Raw genomic sequence first — 15704 nt, 5'->3', positions numbered from 1 at the left:
GACATGCAGGCGGTGGTCTACGACCGCCAAGGCTCCAGCTTCTGCGTGCGCCTGTGGTGGATGCTCAAGTGGATGGGACACGAGGCCGTGGCGGTGCTGGATGGCGGACTGTCCGCTTGGCAGGCCATCCAGGGGCCCGTGGCCAGCGGGCCCGCTGCCGCGCCAACCTCGGCCGGACAGGCCCCTTTTCAGCCCGGCAAGCTGCTGGTGCGCTTGGTGACCGTGGATGAGGTGCGCGCCAATCTCAATCAATCCAGTCTGCAGACCCTCATTGATGCACGCGCTCCTGCCCGATTTCGTGGGGAGGTCGAGCCCCTCGACCCGGTTGCGGGCCATATCCCGGGCGCGCTCAACCGCCCCTTCAGCGACAACTTCGGTCCGGATGGCAGATTCAAGTCACCAGCGCAATTGCGCTCGGAATTCGATGCCCTGCTGGGGGGTCGACATCCGGCCTCGGTGGTGCACCACTGCGGCAGCGGCGTGACCGCCACGCCCAACCTGTTGGCAATGGAATTGGCCGGCCTGGGCCGCGCCGCCCTGTACGCGGGAAGCTGGAGCGAGTGGTGCAGCGACCCGGCACGCCCCGTCGCCAAGGGCTGAGACTGGGCTGTAGGCGGGACCACCTCAGCCCTGCCCTCAGACAGCATCACGGTTCCGAACCGTATCGGCACCCTGGCTCAGCGCCCCAGCCGATCCGGCGGGGGACCGTCCACCTCGCGTGAGTTCACGTCGATGACCTCGGCGCCCCCTGGCGCACCCGACCGGGCCGCTTGAGCAGTTGCGCGCCGGAAGAACTGCGCCTGAGTCTGGCGCAGGATGGTGAAAGCCAAGGGCTGCACAGGACGGCCCAACAAACGGGCGATCAGCGCGTACAAGCCCCAAGCCACCAGCATCAACAAGCTCAGCGCCAAGACGAAAACCATCACCGTCAAACCGACCAGCAGCAAGCCCAGACGAAGGAAAAAACCGAACACAGAAAAAATCAGGCGTTCAACAAAATTCATGGTGAAAAGGTGTTTCCTCAGTGAGCGTGGGCCAAGGTACTGGTCAGCATGACCAGGACGATGCCCACCAGCAGCCAGGCAATCTGAGCCAGGGTCGCGGCCAGACTCAGCCGTTTCTGCAATTGCGGGATCAGATCGGCCAGAGCGACATAAATGAAGCTACTGGAGGCAATCACAAGGAAGTACGGCAGATAGTCGTGCAACCAATCCACCAGCCACCAGCCTAACACCCCGCCCAAGGCGGTGATGGCGCCAGCCAATGACACCTTGAGCAAGGCGGCGCGGCGGGTGCCGCTGGCGGCGCGCAGCACCACCAGATCCCCCATGTGATGAGGCACCTCGTGCGCGAGCACGGCCACCGCGGCGATGACACCCAGGCGCAAATCGGCCATGAACGCGGAGGCGATCAAGATGCCGTCACCGAAGCAGTGCACGCTGTCACCCGCCAGCACGGTCCAGCCGCCGGACAGGCCCAGCGGCCGCCCATGGGAATGGTCATGTGCGTCGTGGTGATGGTCATGGGAGTGACCGTGGTGAGCCTGCGCGTGATGGTGCTCAGGACCGGCCTGCGTGCCCACGTGATGTTCGTGCCCGTGGTGCCAGAGTTCGGCCTTGTCCAACAGGAAGAAGAACAACACGCCACCCAGCAAGATGATGAACAGCGTGTGCGGCCGGATGCCATGGTCCGGGTCATTCAGAGTCGGCACCAGCAGGCTCACGTGCGCGGCGCTCTCGAAGGCCTCGGGCAGCAAGTGCAGAAAGGCGGCGCCCAGCAAAGCACCCGCGGCCAAGCTGAGCATGTGCTGGGTGTAACGCGCCAAGCTGGAACTGAGCGCGGCGGCCAACCAGACGCTGCCTATGCCAGCTGCCAGCGTGCCTAGAAGAATCGCGAAAAAGGTCGTCATGCCTGGGATTGTCCCAGACCTGTCAAGCCCTGATGGCGAGGCCCGGCTTGCCCTTTGCCAGTCTGAAACTCAGACCACGCCGTTGAGCTTGAACCAGGCCAAGGCGCGCTTCCAACCATCCTCGGCGGCCTCCTTGCGGAAACTCGGCCGGTAGTCGGCATGGAAGGCGTGGGGCGCGTCCTTGTAGACCACGAACTGCGAGGCCTTGGCGTTGGTATTGCCGGCCGCCAGTGCCTGCTTCATCTGGGCAATGCTGTCCTGAGGGATGCCGGTGTCGGCCTCGCCATAGAGGCCGAGCACGGGGCCGTTCAACTGTCCGGCCACGTCGACGGGCTGTTTTGGTGTCAGGTCGCTGGCCGCACCCACGAGGCGGCCGTACCAGGCCACGCCGGCTTTCACGGCCGGGTTGTGCGCGGTGTAAAGCCAGACCTGCCGGCCGCCCCAGCAGAAGCCGGTGACGCCGACACGCTTGAGGTCGCCTCCGTTCGCGCCAGCCCAAGCCAGCGTGGCATCAAGGTCCGACATCACCTGCGCGTCGGGCACCTTGCTGATGACCTCGCTCATGAGTTTGCCGATCTCGGTGTAGCCCTTCGCGTCGCCCTGGCGAATGAAGAGCTCGGGCGCAATCGCCAGATATCCCGCGTGCGCGAAGCGCCGAGCCACGTCCGCGATGTGCTCATGCACACCGAAGATCTCCGACAGCACCAGCACCACGGGCAAGCCCGTCTTGCCCGCGGGTTGCGCCCGGTAGGCCGGAAGCTTGAAGCCTCCCTGCGCCGTGATGGTGATCTCTCCCGCCGTCAGTCCGTTGGCGCTCGTCGTGATCGCGGTCTGCGCCATGATGGGCAGCACCGAGGCGGCATATCCCACCCCCAGTGCGGTCTTGATGACCGTGCGACGGTTGGCGCCAGCGTGGGAAGATGGATCGGTGGGAACCGACAAAAGGGATTTGAATTCGCTGTCGAGATCGGTATTGAGCATGGAAATCTCCTGCGAGTGAGTGGCGTGGGGCAGTCAGTGTAGGTCCATGTAAACCCATGGACACCAGAGGGCCAGTGGCACGGCGCACGCATTGCGTCACGTGAGTGCGGTCTACCGACCAAGAAAAAGCCCGCCACCGTTGCCGGATGGCGGGCTTTCCCTGAGAAGGGTGATCAGGATATTTTCATATCCTGCGGCACTTCACTTGGCCGGAGCAGCGTCAGTCTTCTTCTCGGTCTTCTTTTCCTTCTTCTCAGCCTTCTTCTCGGCGGGCTTGGCAGCCGGCTTTGCAGCCGGCTTGGCTTCAGCCTTGGCCGGAGCAGCCGCAGGAGCGGCAGCCGGGGCGGCGGTCTGGGCGAACACGGATGCAGCGAAGAGGCCAGCGATCAGCGTGGCAAGCAGTTTGGACATTTTGACCATTTCAAGGTTCTCCTGGCAGTTGGACTCATTAAGTAAAGAGACTCACATCTCCGATCTCTCTTGATTTCGGGATGCGGAACGAAAATTAACGAGCTTTTGTGAAGCAACGGTAAAGGCAGCGCAGCGGCCTGGTAAAACCTTACAACATATCGGAGTTTTTTTACCCGCCATGTGAAAGCTGCCTGGAGAGGTTGTATACGGCCCGGTGCTAGGGCATGTACGGAGGAAACCCTAGTCGCGGTAGAAAGGCTCGACCGCGCCCTTGAGCTTAAGAAGCAAAGGTTGGCCCTTGCGGTCCAAGGTCTTGCCGGCGGGGACTTTGATCCAGCCCTCACTAATGCAATATTCCTCCACATCGTGCCGCTCCTTGCCATTGAAGCGTATGCCCACATCGCGCTCAAAGACGGCTGCCACATGGTGAGGGCTACGGGGATCGATGGAGAGCCGATCGGGCAATTCCGGATGAGTGGCCTGAGACCTGGCCTGGGTTTCGTTCTGAGCGTTCATGTCCGTCATTGTGCTTCACTGGAGAGAACGATCTCTTCACTCGGCAAGGCCCGCATCGCGGCCGCGGCCAGTTCCAACGACCGCAGGCGCAATTCGGGCTCGTACACATCCGATACCAGGATGAATTCATTGGCTTGCGTGAGTCGGGCCAATTGGGCGAAGCCTTCGCTGAGGGTTTGAGGCCCGCCAATGACCGCCACACCCAAGAAATCCGCGATGGCCGCCCGCTCCTGTGGGGTCAGACTTTCCATGTAATTCGGGACTGGACGAGGCAGGAGGCCACGTTTACCCGTCACGATGCCCAGCACACGCTGGAAGGTGCTGCTTGCCAAGTATTCAGCCTCGTCATCGCTGGGCGCGGCCACCACCGGCACGCCAATGGCGGCATAAGGACGACTGAGAACGGCGGAAGGACGGAACAAGCTGCGGTACAGCTCCAAGGCCTGCAAGAGATACCGAGGCGCGAAGTGGGAAGCAAAGGCATAGGGCAGACCGAGCTCGGCAGCCAAGCGCGCGGAAAACAGGCTGGAACCCAACAACCAAATCGGCACGCTGGTGCCCGCACCAGGGGTCGCGGTCAAGCGCTGCCCAGGCTGCGCAGGCGCGAACAGACGTTGCAACTCGGCCACGTCTTGCGGGAAGTCTTCTTCGCGCTCCACGCGGTCGCGCCGCAGCGCGCGCATGGTCATGGGGTCGGTGCCAGGCGCTCGGCCTAGCCCAAGATCAATACGGCCTGGGTAGAGCTCCGCCAAAGTGCCGAAGGCCTCAGCCACCGTCAACGGCGCATGGTTGGGCAGCATGATGCCGCCCGAACCCACTCGAATGCGCCGCGTGGCACCCGCGACATGGCCAATCAGCACGGCGGTGGCAGAGCTCGCGATGCCAGGCATGTTGTGATGCTCGGCCAACCAGTAACGGGTGAAGCCCAGGGACTCGACGTGCTGTGCCGTGCGCACGGCCAGATCAAGCGCCTGGCGCACGGTACCGCCGTCGCGCACGGCGACCAGGTCCAACAGGGAATAGGCGGGAAGCCTCGACGCGCTATCCATTGAGCCGCCCTGAGGGGATTGATGTAGCAAGTTTTCCATGGCCGAAGATTGTCGACCAAGCACTTCTTTTGCGCAGCGGCCGGGTCAACAACCCTGCCCCCGGCAGTTCATCCCTGCCAGTCGAGTTGCGCCGCCCTGCGATAGCGGTACAAGAGCACCCGAACGCGCTGGACGTACGCACGCGTCTCGTCATAGGGAGGCACCCCGGCATAGGCTTGGACCGCCTGGGGGCCGGCGTTGTAGGCGGCCGCGGCCAAGCTGACATCATTGCGAAAACGCGCGAGCATTTCAGCCAGATAGCGCGCGCCTCCATCGATGTTTTCCCGAGGGTCATGGGGTCGGCGCACGCCTAGTGCCCGCGCCGTCGCGGGCATCAACTGCATCAAACCGCGCGCGCCCTTGGGGGAACGCGCGCCCGCGTTGAAACTAGACTCCGCGTGGATCACCGCCCGTACCAGCGCGGGGTCGAGCTGGTAACGGCGAGCCGCAGCGTTGATCTCCTTGGCGTACTCGCGTTGAAACAGAGGTGTCGTGCGCCAATCGGCGCGTTCCAAGCGAGGTGCCCAGTCACAGGCATCACAGGCGTAGCGCTGCATCACATGGGGATTGCGAGTGATATCGCGCACCGGAAAAACCGCGACGCCTCCTTCGGTGTAGGCATGGACCTTGATGAGCGCCTGCGGCGACACTGGCCGAGCCGCTGCTTTTGTCAGCGGAATTTGGGCAAGCGAACCCAAGGGCGCCATCACCACCAGCCCGGTGCTCAGCACCCTCACTGGCCACGGTCGAATCCAGGCCAATAAACCTCGGAACAATGCGAAGAACAGGTGCATGGTGATCTGAGCAGATATCAGGCAGGCCTGGGGCAAAAGAAAAGGGCTTGCCACTGGTGAGCGGCAAGCCCTTGTATCTTGGCGGAGTGGACGGGACTCGAACCCGCGACCCCCGGCGTGACAGGCCGGTATTCTAACCAACTGAACTACCACTCCGCGTTGGTGTGACTTTCGCCGCCCGCTGACGCAAACGGCCAAGTGCCACAAAACTTGGCGACCCTACGGGGATTCGAACCCCGGTACTCACCGTGAAAGGGTGATGTCCTAGGCCTCTAGACGATAGGGTCAAAACCTTGGACTTCCAAATCCTCACCAGTATCTCGCGACACTTGCAAAAATTTCTTAACCATCTCGCGACGCCTCAGATGGTGGAGGTAAGCGGGATCGAACCGCTGACCTCTTGCATGCCATGCAAGCGCTCTCCCAGCTGAGCTATACCCCCGCTTGTTGCTTTCGACGTCTGCCGGATTAACGCTGCGCATTCATCCTGACTTTCATCGTTTTCAGCAACCGCCGAAGCGTCGTGAGCCTCAAATTATAGGGGATAAATCACGACCTACGCAAGCGGACCAAAACTTTTTCACGAGGCAGCAGCGACAGCACAGCATCGAGCGACGGCGTCTGCGGCGTGCCCAGCACCAGCACGCGCACCGGCATGGCCAGTTGCGGCATCTTCAGGCCCTGGTCCTTGTTTTGAGCCAGTACATCTTTGATGGCCGCCGCGATGGTCGCCTTGTCCCAGGCTGCCAGCGCCTGAAGCTTGTCCGCCAGTTGCGACAGGACGGGACGGATCATTTCGGTCAGGTGCTGCGCGCGGTCTTCCGGCCTGACATCCACCGTGTCGCCGTAAAACTTCTCGGCCCAGTCCGCCAACACCACGGTGGTTTCGCAACGGTCCTTGAACAACCCGCAGATGCCGACCAGGCGCTCATCCACCGCGACGCCACGCTTCTGAAGTTGCTCTGCCACCAGGACGGCCAGCGCATCGTCCGCCATCGCCTTCAAATGCTGGGCATTGACCCAGCGCAGCTTGGCTTCGTCGAACTGCGCGGCGCTGCGGCCCAGGTGGTCCAAATTGAACCACTCCAGGAACTGCGCACGGCTGAAAATCTCGTCGTCGCCGTGGCTCCAGCCCAGGCGCGCGAGGTAGTTCACCATCGCATCGGACAGATAGCCTTCGTCGCGGTACTGTGTGACGGGCTTGGCGCCGTTGCGCTTGCTCATCTTCTCACCCTGCTCGTTCAGCACGGTGGGCAGGTGGGCGTAGACCGGTGGCTCCTTGCCGAGCGCGCGGAAGATGTTGATCTGGCGCGGCGTGTTGTTGACGTGGTCATCGCCACGAATGACATGGGTGATGACCATGTCGATGTCGTCGACCACCACGCAGAAGTTGTAGGTGGGCGTACCGTCGGGACGTGCGATCACCAGGTCATCGAGCTCATCGTTGCTGATCTCGATGCGGCCCTTGACCTTGTCGTCCCAGACCACCAAACCGCCCAGAGGATTCTTGAACCGCAGCACCGGCTGCACGCCCGTGGGCACCTGGGGCAGAGTCTTGCCGGGCTCGGGGCGCCAGGTACCGTCGTAACGGGGCTTTTGCTTGGCCGCCATCTGGCGTTCGCGCAGCGCGTCGAGCTCTTCCACGCTCATGTAGCAGGGATAGACATGGCCCGCAGCTTGCAACTCGGCCAGCACCTGCTTGTAGCGGTCCATGCGCTGCATCTGGTAGAACGGACCCTCGTCATGGTCTAGGCCCAACCATTTCATGCCTTCGATGATCACGTCCACGGCGGCCTGCGTGGAACGCTCCAGGTCGGTGTCCTCAATGCGCAAGATGAACGTACCCTGGTTCGCGCGCGCGAAGGCCCACGGGTAGAGCGCCGAACGGATGTTGCCGAGGTGGATGAAGCCAGTCGGGGATGGGGCGAAACGGGTTCTAACTTTTGTCGTCATATCAGGCCAAGGTATTGAGGCCGCGGGCAATGTCGTCCTGCACGTCCTGCGGATGCTCCAGTCCCACGGCCACGCGGATCAAGCCCTGGCCGATGCCCGCGGCCTGGCGTTGCGCCTCGGACAGCTTGCCATGCGAGGTGCTCGCCGGATGGGTCAGCAAGGTCTTGGTGTCACCCAAGTTGGTACACAGCGACAGCAACTGCATGGAATCCAGCACGTGGAAAGCGCGGGCGCGTGCTTGTTCTGGTCCATTGGCTTTGACTTCGAAGGACAGCACCGCGCCGCCCAGACTCATCTGCCGCATCGCGAGTGCGTGCTGGGGGTGGCTGGTCAGCCCCGGGTAATAGACCCGCGCCACGGCGGGATGCTGCTCCAGCCACTGCGCGAGTTCCAGCGTCAGCGCGCTTTGCGCCTTCATGCGGATGTCCAGCGTTTCCATGCCCTTGAGGACGACCCAGGCATTGAAGGGCGAGAGCACCATGCCGCTGTTCTTCTGCACCGGCAGGAACTTCTCGATCACCATTTTTTCTGGCGCGCAAAGCGCGCCGGCCATGACACGGCCCTGACCATCCAGGTACTTGGTGCCGGAATGCATGACGATGTCCGCCCCCAGGTCGATGGGGCGCTGCAAGGCGGGCGTGGCGAAACAATTGTCGACCGCGAGCCAGGCGCCCGCGTTGTGCGCCAAATCGGCCAGTGCCGCGATGTCACACACTTCGGTCAGCGGGTTGGTGGGCGTCTCGGCGAACAAGAGCCTGGTGTTCGGACGGATGGCGGCCTTCCAGGCGGCGAGATCGGTCTGCGGCACCGTGGTCGATTCGACACCAAAGCGCGCGAACTCGGAACCGATCAGCTTGAGGGTCGAGCCGAACATGGACTGCGAGAGCACGACGTGGTCACCCGCCTTCAGCAAGGCAAAGCACATCAGCATGATGGCCGACATGCCCGAGGACGTGGCCATCGTCGCCTCACTGCCCTCCAGCGCGGAGAGCCGCTGCTCGAAACTCGTCACCGTGGGATTGCCGGAGCGCCCGTAGGTGTAGCCCTCCTCCGCGCCCGCGAAACGCCGCGCGGAGGCCTCGGCGCTGGGCTGCACGTAACCGCTGGTGAGGTAAAGAGCCTCGGAATTCTCGCCGTACTGACTGCGTTCAACGGCGGCACGCACCGCCAGCGTCTGCAGCCGAAGGCCATCATGTCGATTGCCGCTCATCTAATCGCCCCGATGGTTGGGCAAGGCCAGCCGAGAGGTGTCCACATCGTCCTCCTCGGCCTTGACCCGGTTGGAATTCATGCGCTCGATGTCCTCGGCCTGGATGTCGCCTGTCACGTAGACACCATCGAAGCAGGACGCCTCGAAACTCGCGAGATTGGTACCGAGTTTGCCGATGGCCTGCTTCATGCCATCCACATCCTGGTAAATCAGCGCGTCAGCGCCGATGATCTGACGCACGTCTTCGACCGTGCGGCCATGGGCCACCAGCTCTTCCACCGTGGGCATGTCGATGCCGTAGACGTTGGGGTAGCGAACGGGCGGCGCGGCGCTGGCCATGTAAACCTTGTTCGCCCCAGCTTCGCGCGCCATCTGCACGATCTCGCGGCTGGTAGTGCCGCGCACGATGCTGTCGTCCACCAGCAGCACGTTGCGGCCCTTGAACTCGCTGGTGATAACGTTGAGCTTCTGACGCACGCTCTTTTTGCGCACACCCTGCCCCGGCATGATGAAGGTACGGCCGACGTAACGGTTCTTCACGAAACCCTCGCGGTACGGCAAGCCCAGCAGCTGCGCAAGCTGCATGGCGCTGGGACGGCTGGATTCCGGGATCGGGATCACCACGTCAATCTCGCTGGGCGGCACGGTCGAAATCACGCGCTTGGCCAGCGATTCACCCAGGTTCAGACGGGCCTGGTAGACCGAGATGCCATCCATCACCGAATCGGGACGTGCCAAATAAACGAACTCAAAGATGCAGGGGTTGAGGCGTGGCAGGTCCACGCATTGCTGCGCGCTGATCTGGCCGTCCAGGTTGACGAAGATCGCCTCGCCGGGCGCGATGTCGCGCTCGAGGGTGTGGCCCGTGCCGTCCAAGGCCACGGATTCGCTGGCGATCATCACGCCACCTTCCGCGTTGCGTCCAAAGCACAAAGGACGAATGCCATAGGGGTCACGGAACGCCAGGACACCATGCCCTGCGATCAGCGCGATGACGGCATAGGAGCCGCGGATGCGCTTGTGCACCTGGCGCACGGCGGAGAACACATCGCCTACGCGCAGAGTTTTGCCACGTGTGGCCTTTTCCAGTTCATCGGCCAACACGTTGAGCAGCACTTCGGTGTCGCTCTCGGTATTGATATGGCGGTGGTCGGTGCTGAACAACTCGGCCTTGAGGGCCTGCGCGTTCGTCAGATTGCCGTTGTGCACCAGGACGATGCCGAAGGGCGCGTTAACGTAGAAGGGTTGAGCCTCTTCCTCGCTGTAGGCATTGCCGGCGGTGGGATAACGGACCTGTCCCAAGCCACAGTTGCCTGGCAGCGCACGCATGTTGCGCGTGCGGAACACGTCACGCACCATGCCCTTGGCTTTGTGCATGAAGAACTTGCGGTCCTGCTGGGTCACGATGCCCGCCGCGTCCTGGCCGCGGTGCTGCAGCAGGAGCAAGGAGTCGTAGATGAGTTGATTGACAGGCGCGTTGCTGACAACGCTGACGATTCCACACATAGCACATCCCCCTTCAGGGCAACTTTCCCAGCGAAAACATAGAGCCGCGAACGATCACGGCAGATATTGGGCCACACCCACGGGCAACAAGGGCTTGAGTTGTTGTAGTACCCAGACCGACGCATGCGCCGCGTAGGACTCCTGCCACCAGGCGCTCTGGCGAAAGGACGTCATCAACACCCCGACCGTCAAGGCGAGGATCAAAATCGCGGCGCGCAGCGCCCCGAAAGCCGCGCCCAGCATGCGGTCCACCGGACGCAAACCGGCCTGCTCAACCAACTTCGGTATGGCCCAGACCACCAGCCCCCCCACGAACACCGACACCACGAACACGAGCGAATAGCCCACGACGCGCACCAATGCTTCCGGCTGACCGTCCAAGGGAAGCCAACGTCCGACTTCTTCGCCCAGCCACTGTGCCAAGAGCAAGGCCAGCAGCCAATTCAGGACGGCGAGCACCTCGTAGACGAAACCGCGCCACAAACCCAAGCAGATGGAGACCAGCAGACCGATCAGGAACAATGTATCAATCAAGGCCATGGTGACAAACACTTCCGCGTCGCGGAGTTCACTGGCTCAGAACGTCCGCGGCCATGTCCAGTTGCCGGATCTTGGCGGCGGCACGATCAGCCTCGGCCTTGGTGTCGAACGGACCGGCACGCACCCGGATGCGCTGCCCTTCCTTGGTTTCAACAACTTGGGTGTAATGCCTCAGCCCTGCGCGCTCCAGCTTGCCGCGTGCCGCGCGCGCGCGCGCCACATCGCCAAAAGATCCCACCTGCACCACGTAACGCACGGGAGTCTCTGCCGCAGCCGGCGGAGTGGCGGAGCCAGACGGGGGCGTCTTCGCCCCTGGGGTGGTCACGGACGCTGGCGCTGGCGCGGAGACGGCATCTTCAGACGCTCGCGGAGCGGCTCGCCCGTCGGAGGCACGTGTGGCTTCAGAATCGGTGGTTTTAGCGCCCTGAGAGCCTGAGCCGGCGGGGACGGCCAGCGGAGGCAAAGCGTCACGGGCGGGAATCAGGATGGGCAGATCCTGCGCGACCGGACGCGGCTCCTTGTCGACCAGCAAGGGGAAACCGACAATCCCCGCGACGACCAAAATGACCGCGCCAATGAGGCGATTTTTTGCGCGGCGGCGCAAAGCCTCCACACTTTCGGGCTGCGCAGCCGGGGCGGGCTGCTCATCGCCGCCCTTGCGGAACTTGAAAAAGGCCATGCGTTCGGGCTAAAGGGCTGGACAGGCTCGCGTGCGGACGGGAGGGAGGCCGGGGCTCAGGAGGCCGCATTCAGGTGCTTGGCCTGCAAGCGCGGCACGCCCTCCTTCAGAACGCCGCCCACGGTGTAGAACGATCCGAAAACCACGATTCTATCAGCGGGGTCCGCGGCGGCCATGGCCGCAATCAACGCCTCCAGGGGGGCGGCATGCAAGGTCGCATCGGCTTGAGCCGCCGCGCCCGAGCTGATCGGACGCCCGGCCTTGACGGCCTGCCAGCTGGCCTGCAGCTGGGCGGCGGTGGCGGCACGGGGCGTGGGCAAATCGGTGAAGTACCAGTGATCGACCAGCGGCATGATGCGGGCCAACATGGGCGGCAGATCCTTGTCCGCCATGGCTCCGAACACAGCGCGGGTGCGCGGGTAGAAGCCCATGGCGTCCAGATTGGCGGTCAGCGCCGCGACCGCGTGCGGATTGTGCGCCACGTCCAGCACCAAGGTGGGCTGTCCAGGAACGATCTGGAACCGCCCAGGCAGCGCAGCCATGGCCAGGCCGTTGCGCACAGCCTGAGCCGTGACCGGCAAGCGGTCGCGCAGTGCCGTCAGGGCGGCCAGCACGCCGGCAGCATTGATCAATTGATTGGCGCCACGCAGCGCGGGATAGGCCAGGCCACTGTAGCGGCGGTCACGCCCGGCCCAGCTCCATTGCTGCTTGTCCCCGGAGTAGTTGAAGTCGCGCCCGAAGCGCCAGAGCTCGGCGCCCATGGTGCGTGCGTGCTCGATCACGCTGTCGGGGGGCATTGGATCGCTCACCACCACCGGACGTCCCGTGCGCATGATGCCGGCCTTCTCGCGGCCAATGCTCTCGCGATCCGGCCCCAGCAGTTCCATGTGGTCGAGGTCTATGCTGGTGATGATGGCGCAATCCGCGTCGACGATATTCACGGCGTCCAGACGGCCGCCCAGCCCCACCTCCAGAATCGCCACGTCAAGTCGGCCTTCGGCCTGGGCGCGCGCCATGCAGTCGAGGATGGCCAGCGTGGTGAATTCGAAGTAACTCAGGGCGACTTCCGCGCCGCCGTCGACCGTGCGGGCGGACTCAACGCGAGCGAAAGAAGGCAGCAGGAACTCCGCCGACACGATCTCGCCACCGAGACGCAGGCGTTCCTCGAAATGCACGAGGTGGGGCGAGGTGTAGACCCCGGTGCGGTAGCCCGCCTGGCCGAGGATGGCCTCCAGCATGGCACAGGTCGAACCCTTGCCATTCGTGCCCGCCACCGTGATCACGGGGCAATCCAACTTGAGTCCCATGCGCTGCGCCACGGTGCGCGGTCGCTCCAGGCCCAAGGTGATGCCATCCACGCCCTTGGGATGCAGGCGCTCGCAATGCGCCAGCCAATCTTGCAATGTGTTCAATTCCAACATAAGCCAGAATTGTCACCCATGAAGAAAAGCGTCACTCTTTACGGCATTACGAACTGCGACACAGTCAAGAAAGCCCGCGCTTGGCTGGGGGAGCGGGCCGTGGAAGTCACCTTCCACGACTTCAAGAAACAAGGAGTCCCCGAACAGCGGCTGGACGCCTGGATGGCCGCCGTTGGATGGGAAAAGCTCGTGAATCGTCAGGGCACAACGTGGCGCAAGCTGGGCGAGGCCGATCAAGCGGCTGTGACCAGTGCGCAAAGCGCACGGGCCCTGATGCTCGCCCAGCCCAGTGTGATCAAGCGCCCCGTGGTGGAGTGGGGCGGCAAAGAGGTGACCGTGGGCTTTGTCTCGGCTGATTGGGAACTGCGTCTCTGACGCACCCCTCGAGGCCAGCGATCCGATTCAGCTCAGAACGTCATGGACGTGCTGACGTTGAGCATGACGCTGCGTGGATACGTGTCGCCATCGTACTTGATGGTCTGCAATCCATAGGCCAGATCCAGGTTCACGCCAAACCAGGTCAACCCCGCGGTCGCGTAGCTCAGTTGAGTGCCGACCAAGTTCTCACGGTAACCGACGCGGAAGCCAGGAATCCAGAAGGTGTTCGTGACGTGAGCTGCATTCACCGCAAGCCACTGGAACTCACGATCCAGCGGGTCACGAACCGAATTGGCATCGAAGTTCAAATCCAGAACCCATTTCTGGTTTTCGGTATGAATGGCGGTCTCCACCTGTACCTGCGGCTTCATGGTGTACGTTTCACCGGCCTGCAGGTCTTTCTTGATCGTGGGGTCGGTGTAACTCGACAGATCCAGCTTGTTGAACTTGAATTGAGGACTGTTGAGATTGTTGCCCCAAACCCCCGCACGGTAATAGCGGCTTGACCACTGCGCCCCCAGGTCCACGCCCAAGCCCGTGCTGTCTTTTGACTCTGCATCCTTGAGGGTGTCTTCGGCATCATCGTTGTCCTTGAGCCTGACGGCAGCTCGCACCAATTTCACCTGGTAGTACTTAAGCCGACCACCCACCGACAACCAGCCCGAACCCCAAGACTCAACGGGCACGGGGGACTTCCAGACATTGTGGCTGTAGCCCAGGCCATATTGCTGAACAAGCGCGGCCTTGACCAGCACCGAGCTTTCGTTGGCGGTTGCATCGTCGTAGTTGAAATCCGCCGTTGCCTCGTACACGTCATCCGATGTACCGATGACAGTGTCCGGACCAGGACCGACATAGGTCGCGTGGACGGTGATCGCGCTGGGGTCCAAGGCAGACAACGACTTGGTCACCACGCTGGTATTGGCCAATGCCTGGAAACTGGCGTCAAGCAGCAGGCTGCCTCCCCAAGCATCTACAGCCACCACCAACGGCGTCAATGGAACCTGCGCCTCACCCATCACAGTCACATGCCCTTCACGGCGCAAGGAACTCAGCACCGGGTTGACGACATCGATGACTTCGGTGTTGACCTTATTCGCCACATAGTTTTTGAGCGCTGCCTCAGCGGCTGCTTGGGTTGAGCTGCCGCTCAGTTGCGCCGTCAACTCGGTCTCGGTGATCGTGAAACGCTCTAGACGATCACTCGCATCGTCAATCTGATCATCAATGTTGTCCAGGGCGCCAATTTCATACCCAACCCCGAACGACACCAACCCCAAGCGGAACTGGCCTCCTCGGCCTTGCTTCAGCACTGCGGCGGGTGCGGCAGGATTGCGAGACGAAGCTTGTCCGAAAGGACTGACCAGCGGCCCCGACACCGGAGAGGGTAGATCACCGCCATCAACTTTTTTAACCGCAGCCTCCGGCAAAGGCGACGGTTTGGCAGCCACGCCCGGGACTGCGGATTCCTGTGCCCTCGGTGCTGCAAGCTGAGCCACGAGAATGCCATGTCGCCCGCTTTCCTCTACGAGCTGAGGAGAGCGGCCTTGACCGGCCGGGAGATCCGAGAGAGCAGAGACCTCGGAATCGGACGGACCACACGCCAACCAGCCCTTGCAAGCGGACGATTGAACGACAGTACCGACGGGTTTCGGCTCTGGCGTCGCACTCGCGGTCTCAGCAGGCCCGCAGGCCAGCCAGCCCTTGCAGGCCGTGCTCGACGCGTCCACAGCGCCGACTTGGGCGGCGGCGGGTTCAGCGGCGAGAGCGTAGCCACCAGCCAGCAATATGGCGACGGCCAATGAGTGTTTTGGTTTGATCGTGGGGTTCATACATCCTTATCGGCATCGAGCCAAGTTTGCTTGACCCCTGCTTTGTTCCATCACCAACCCCGTTTTTACCAGCCAATCGAGGTCTTTAGAATCGGGTTTTCTTCTTTGTTCTCCTCCCCCTGCATCCGCTCTTCTCATTCACCCATGACCACTGCAACCCTCGCCAGCGTTTCCGTCACCACCCAAGCCAATGTCTATTTCGACGGCAAATGCGTCAGCCACAGCCTCACCCTGGCCGACGGCACGAAAAAGTCGGTGGGCGTGATCCTGCCCGCCACCCTGACCTTCAGCACCGGAGCGCCCGAAATCATGGAAGGTGTCGCGGGCTCCTGTGAATACAAACTCAAGGGCAGCGAGAACTGGGTTAAATCCGGTGCCGGGGAGAAGTTCAGCGTTCCTGGCAACACTTCCTTCGAGATCCGCGTGAGCGGCCAGCCTTACCACTACATCTGCCATTTCGGCTGAGCAGAGCCCACCACAACCCTG

The 15704-nt window shown here is 62.6% G+C and carries 17 protein-coding genes and 3 tRNA genes; 3 read left to right on the top strand and 17 right to left on the bottom strand.

The window, feature by feature from the left end; all coding sequences use genetic code 11:
• Positions 1-600 (top strand): sulfurtransferase (locus HGR_RS07815; protein ID WP_006297639.1); only part of this gene is annotated, 600 nt, incomplete at its 5' end.
• Between the two features lie 77 nt (positions 601-677).
• Here the strand turns inward: HGR_RS07815 and HGR_RS07810 are convergent.
• The 16 genes from HGR_RS07810 to folC form a co-directional block, all read right to left on the bottom strand.
• Entirely contained in the window at positions 678-1004 is a 327-nt protein-coding gene (locus HGR_RS07810; protein ID WP_006297638.1) for a hypothetical protein, read from the bottom strand.
• Positions 1005-1021: 17 nt separating this feature from the next.
• A complete protein-coding gene (locus HGR_RS07805) occupies positions 1022-1909 on the bottom strand; it encodes a ZIP family metal transporter (protein ID WP_006297637.1) in 888 nt (295 codons plus the stop codon).
• A 69-nt stretch (positions 1910-1978) separates the two neighbouring features.
• Positions 1979-2890 (bottom strand): dienelactone hydrolase family protein, encoded by a 912-nt coding sequence (locus HGR_RS07800; protein ID WP_006297636.1) that lies wholly within the window; start codon positions 2888-2890, stop codon positions 1979-1981.
• A gap of 201 nt (positions 2891-3091) precedes the next feature.
• Positions 3092-3301, bottom strand: coding sequence for a hypothetical protein (locus tag HGR_RS07795; RefSeq protein WP_039852879.1), 210 nt, complete (start codon positions 3299-3301; stop codon positions 3092-3094).
• A gap of 240 nt (positions 3302-3541) precedes the next feature.
• Positions 3542-3826 (bottom strand): DUF3297 family protein, encoded by a 285-nt coding sequence (locus HGR_RS07790; protein ID WP_006297634.1) that lies wholly within the window; start codon positions 3824-3826, stop codon positions 3542-3544.
• Complete coding sequence (locus HGR_RS07785; protein WP_050797416.1) at positions 3823-4866, bottom strand: LLM class flavin-dependent oxidoreductase; 1044 nt, start codon at positions 4864-4866, stop codon at positions 3823-3825. The genes HGR_RS07790 and HGR_RS07785 overlap by 4 nt, the downstream gene beginning before the upstream one ends.
• Positions 4867-4973: 107 nt before the next feature.
• Positions 4974-5699 (bottom strand): lytic transglycosylase domain-containing protein, encoded by a 726-nt coding sequence (locus HGR_RS07780; RefSeq protein ID WP_081463482.1) that lies wholly within the window; start codon positions 5697-5699, stop codon positions 4974-4976.
• Between the two features lie 79 nt (positions 5700-5778).
• Positions 5779-5855, bottom strand: a tRNA-Asp gene (locus HGR_RS07775).
• A 55-nt stretch (positions 5856-5910) separates the two neighbouring features.
• A tRNA-Glu gene (locus HGR_RS07770) sits at positions 5911-5986 on the bottom strand.
• 79 nt (positions 5987-6065) lie between these two features.
• Positions 6066-6141 (bottom strand) — tRNA-Ala (locus tag HGR_RS07765).
• 107 nt (positions 6142-6248) lie between these two features.
• Positions 6249-7652 carry a glutamate--tRNA ligase gene (gene gltX / locus HGR_RS07760; RefSeq protein ID WP_039852797.1) on the bottom strand — a complete coding sequence of 468 codons (1404 nt, stop codon included), beginning with the start codon at positions 7650-7652 and terminating at the stop codon, positions 6249-6251.
• A gap of 1 nt (position 7653) precedes the next feature.
• On the bottom strand, positions 7654-8862 hold the full coding sequence (locus HGR_RS07755; RefSeq protein ID WP_006297630.1) for an O-succinylhomoserine sulfhydrylase: 1209 nt from the start codon (positions 8860-8862) through the stop codon (positions 7654-7656).
• A complete protein-coding gene (purF, locus tag HGR_RS07750; RefSeq protein ID WP_006297629.1) occupies positions 8863-10368 on the bottom strand; it encodes an amidophosphoribosyltransferase in 1506 nt (501 codons plus the stop codon).
• Positions 10369-10422: 54 nt separating this feature from the next.
• Entirely contained in the window at positions 10423-10908 is a 486-nt protein-coding gene (locus tag HGR_RS07745; protein WP_006297628.1) for a CvpA family protein, read from the bottom strand.
• 28 nt (positions 10909-10936) lie between these two features.
• Entirely contained in the window at positions 10937-11587 is a 651-nt protein-coding gene (locus HGR_RS07740; RefSeq protein ID WP_006297627.1) for an SPOR domain-containing protein, read from the bottom strand.
• A 56-nt stretch (positions 11588-11643) separates the two neighbouring features.
• The gene (gene folC / locus HGR_RS07735; RefSeq protein ID WP_006297626.1) at positions 11644-13008 is read right to left on the bottom strand and encodes a bifunctional tetrahydrofolate synthase/dihydrofolate synthase; all 1365 of its coding nucleotides are present in this window, start codon (positions 13006-13008) and stop codon (positions 11644-11646) included.
• Between the two features lie 18 nt (positions 13009-13026).
• Between folC and HGR_RS07730 the strand changes: the two genes are divergently transcribed.
• Positions 13027-13383 (top strand): ArsC family reductase, encoded by a 357-nt coding sequence (locus HGR_RS07730; RefSeq protein WP_006297625.1) that lies wholly within the window; start codon positions 13027-13029, stop codon positions 13381-13383.
• 32 nt (positions 13384-13415) lie between these two features.
• Here HGR_RS07730 and traF read toward each other — a convergent pair whose 3' ends face one another.
• Positions 13416-15218, bottom strand: a complete 1803-nt coding sequence (gene traF / locus HGR_RS07725; RefSeq protein WP_081463481.1) for a conjugal transfer protein TraF — start codon at positions 15216-15218, stop codon at positions 13416-13418.
• Positions 15219-15362: 144 nt separating this feature from the next.
• Here traF and ppnP point away from each other — a divergent pair, with 144 nt between their 5' ends.
• Complete coding sequence (gene ppnP / locus HGR_RS07720; RefSeq protein ID WP_006297623.1) at positions 15363-15683, top strand: pyrimidine/purine nucleoside phosphorylase; 321 nt, start codon at positions 15363-15365, stop codon at positions 15681-15683.
• Positions 15684-15704 lie beyond the last annotated feature (21 nt).

Source organism: Hylemonella gracilis ATCC 19624 (assembly GCF_000211835.1).
GTDB classification, from domain to species: domain Bacteria; phylum Pseudomonadota; class Gammaproteobacteria; order Burkholderiales; family Burkholderiaceae_C; genus Hylemonella; species Hylemonella gracilis.
This window is presented reverse-complemented; position numbering and strand designations above follow the sequence as displayed.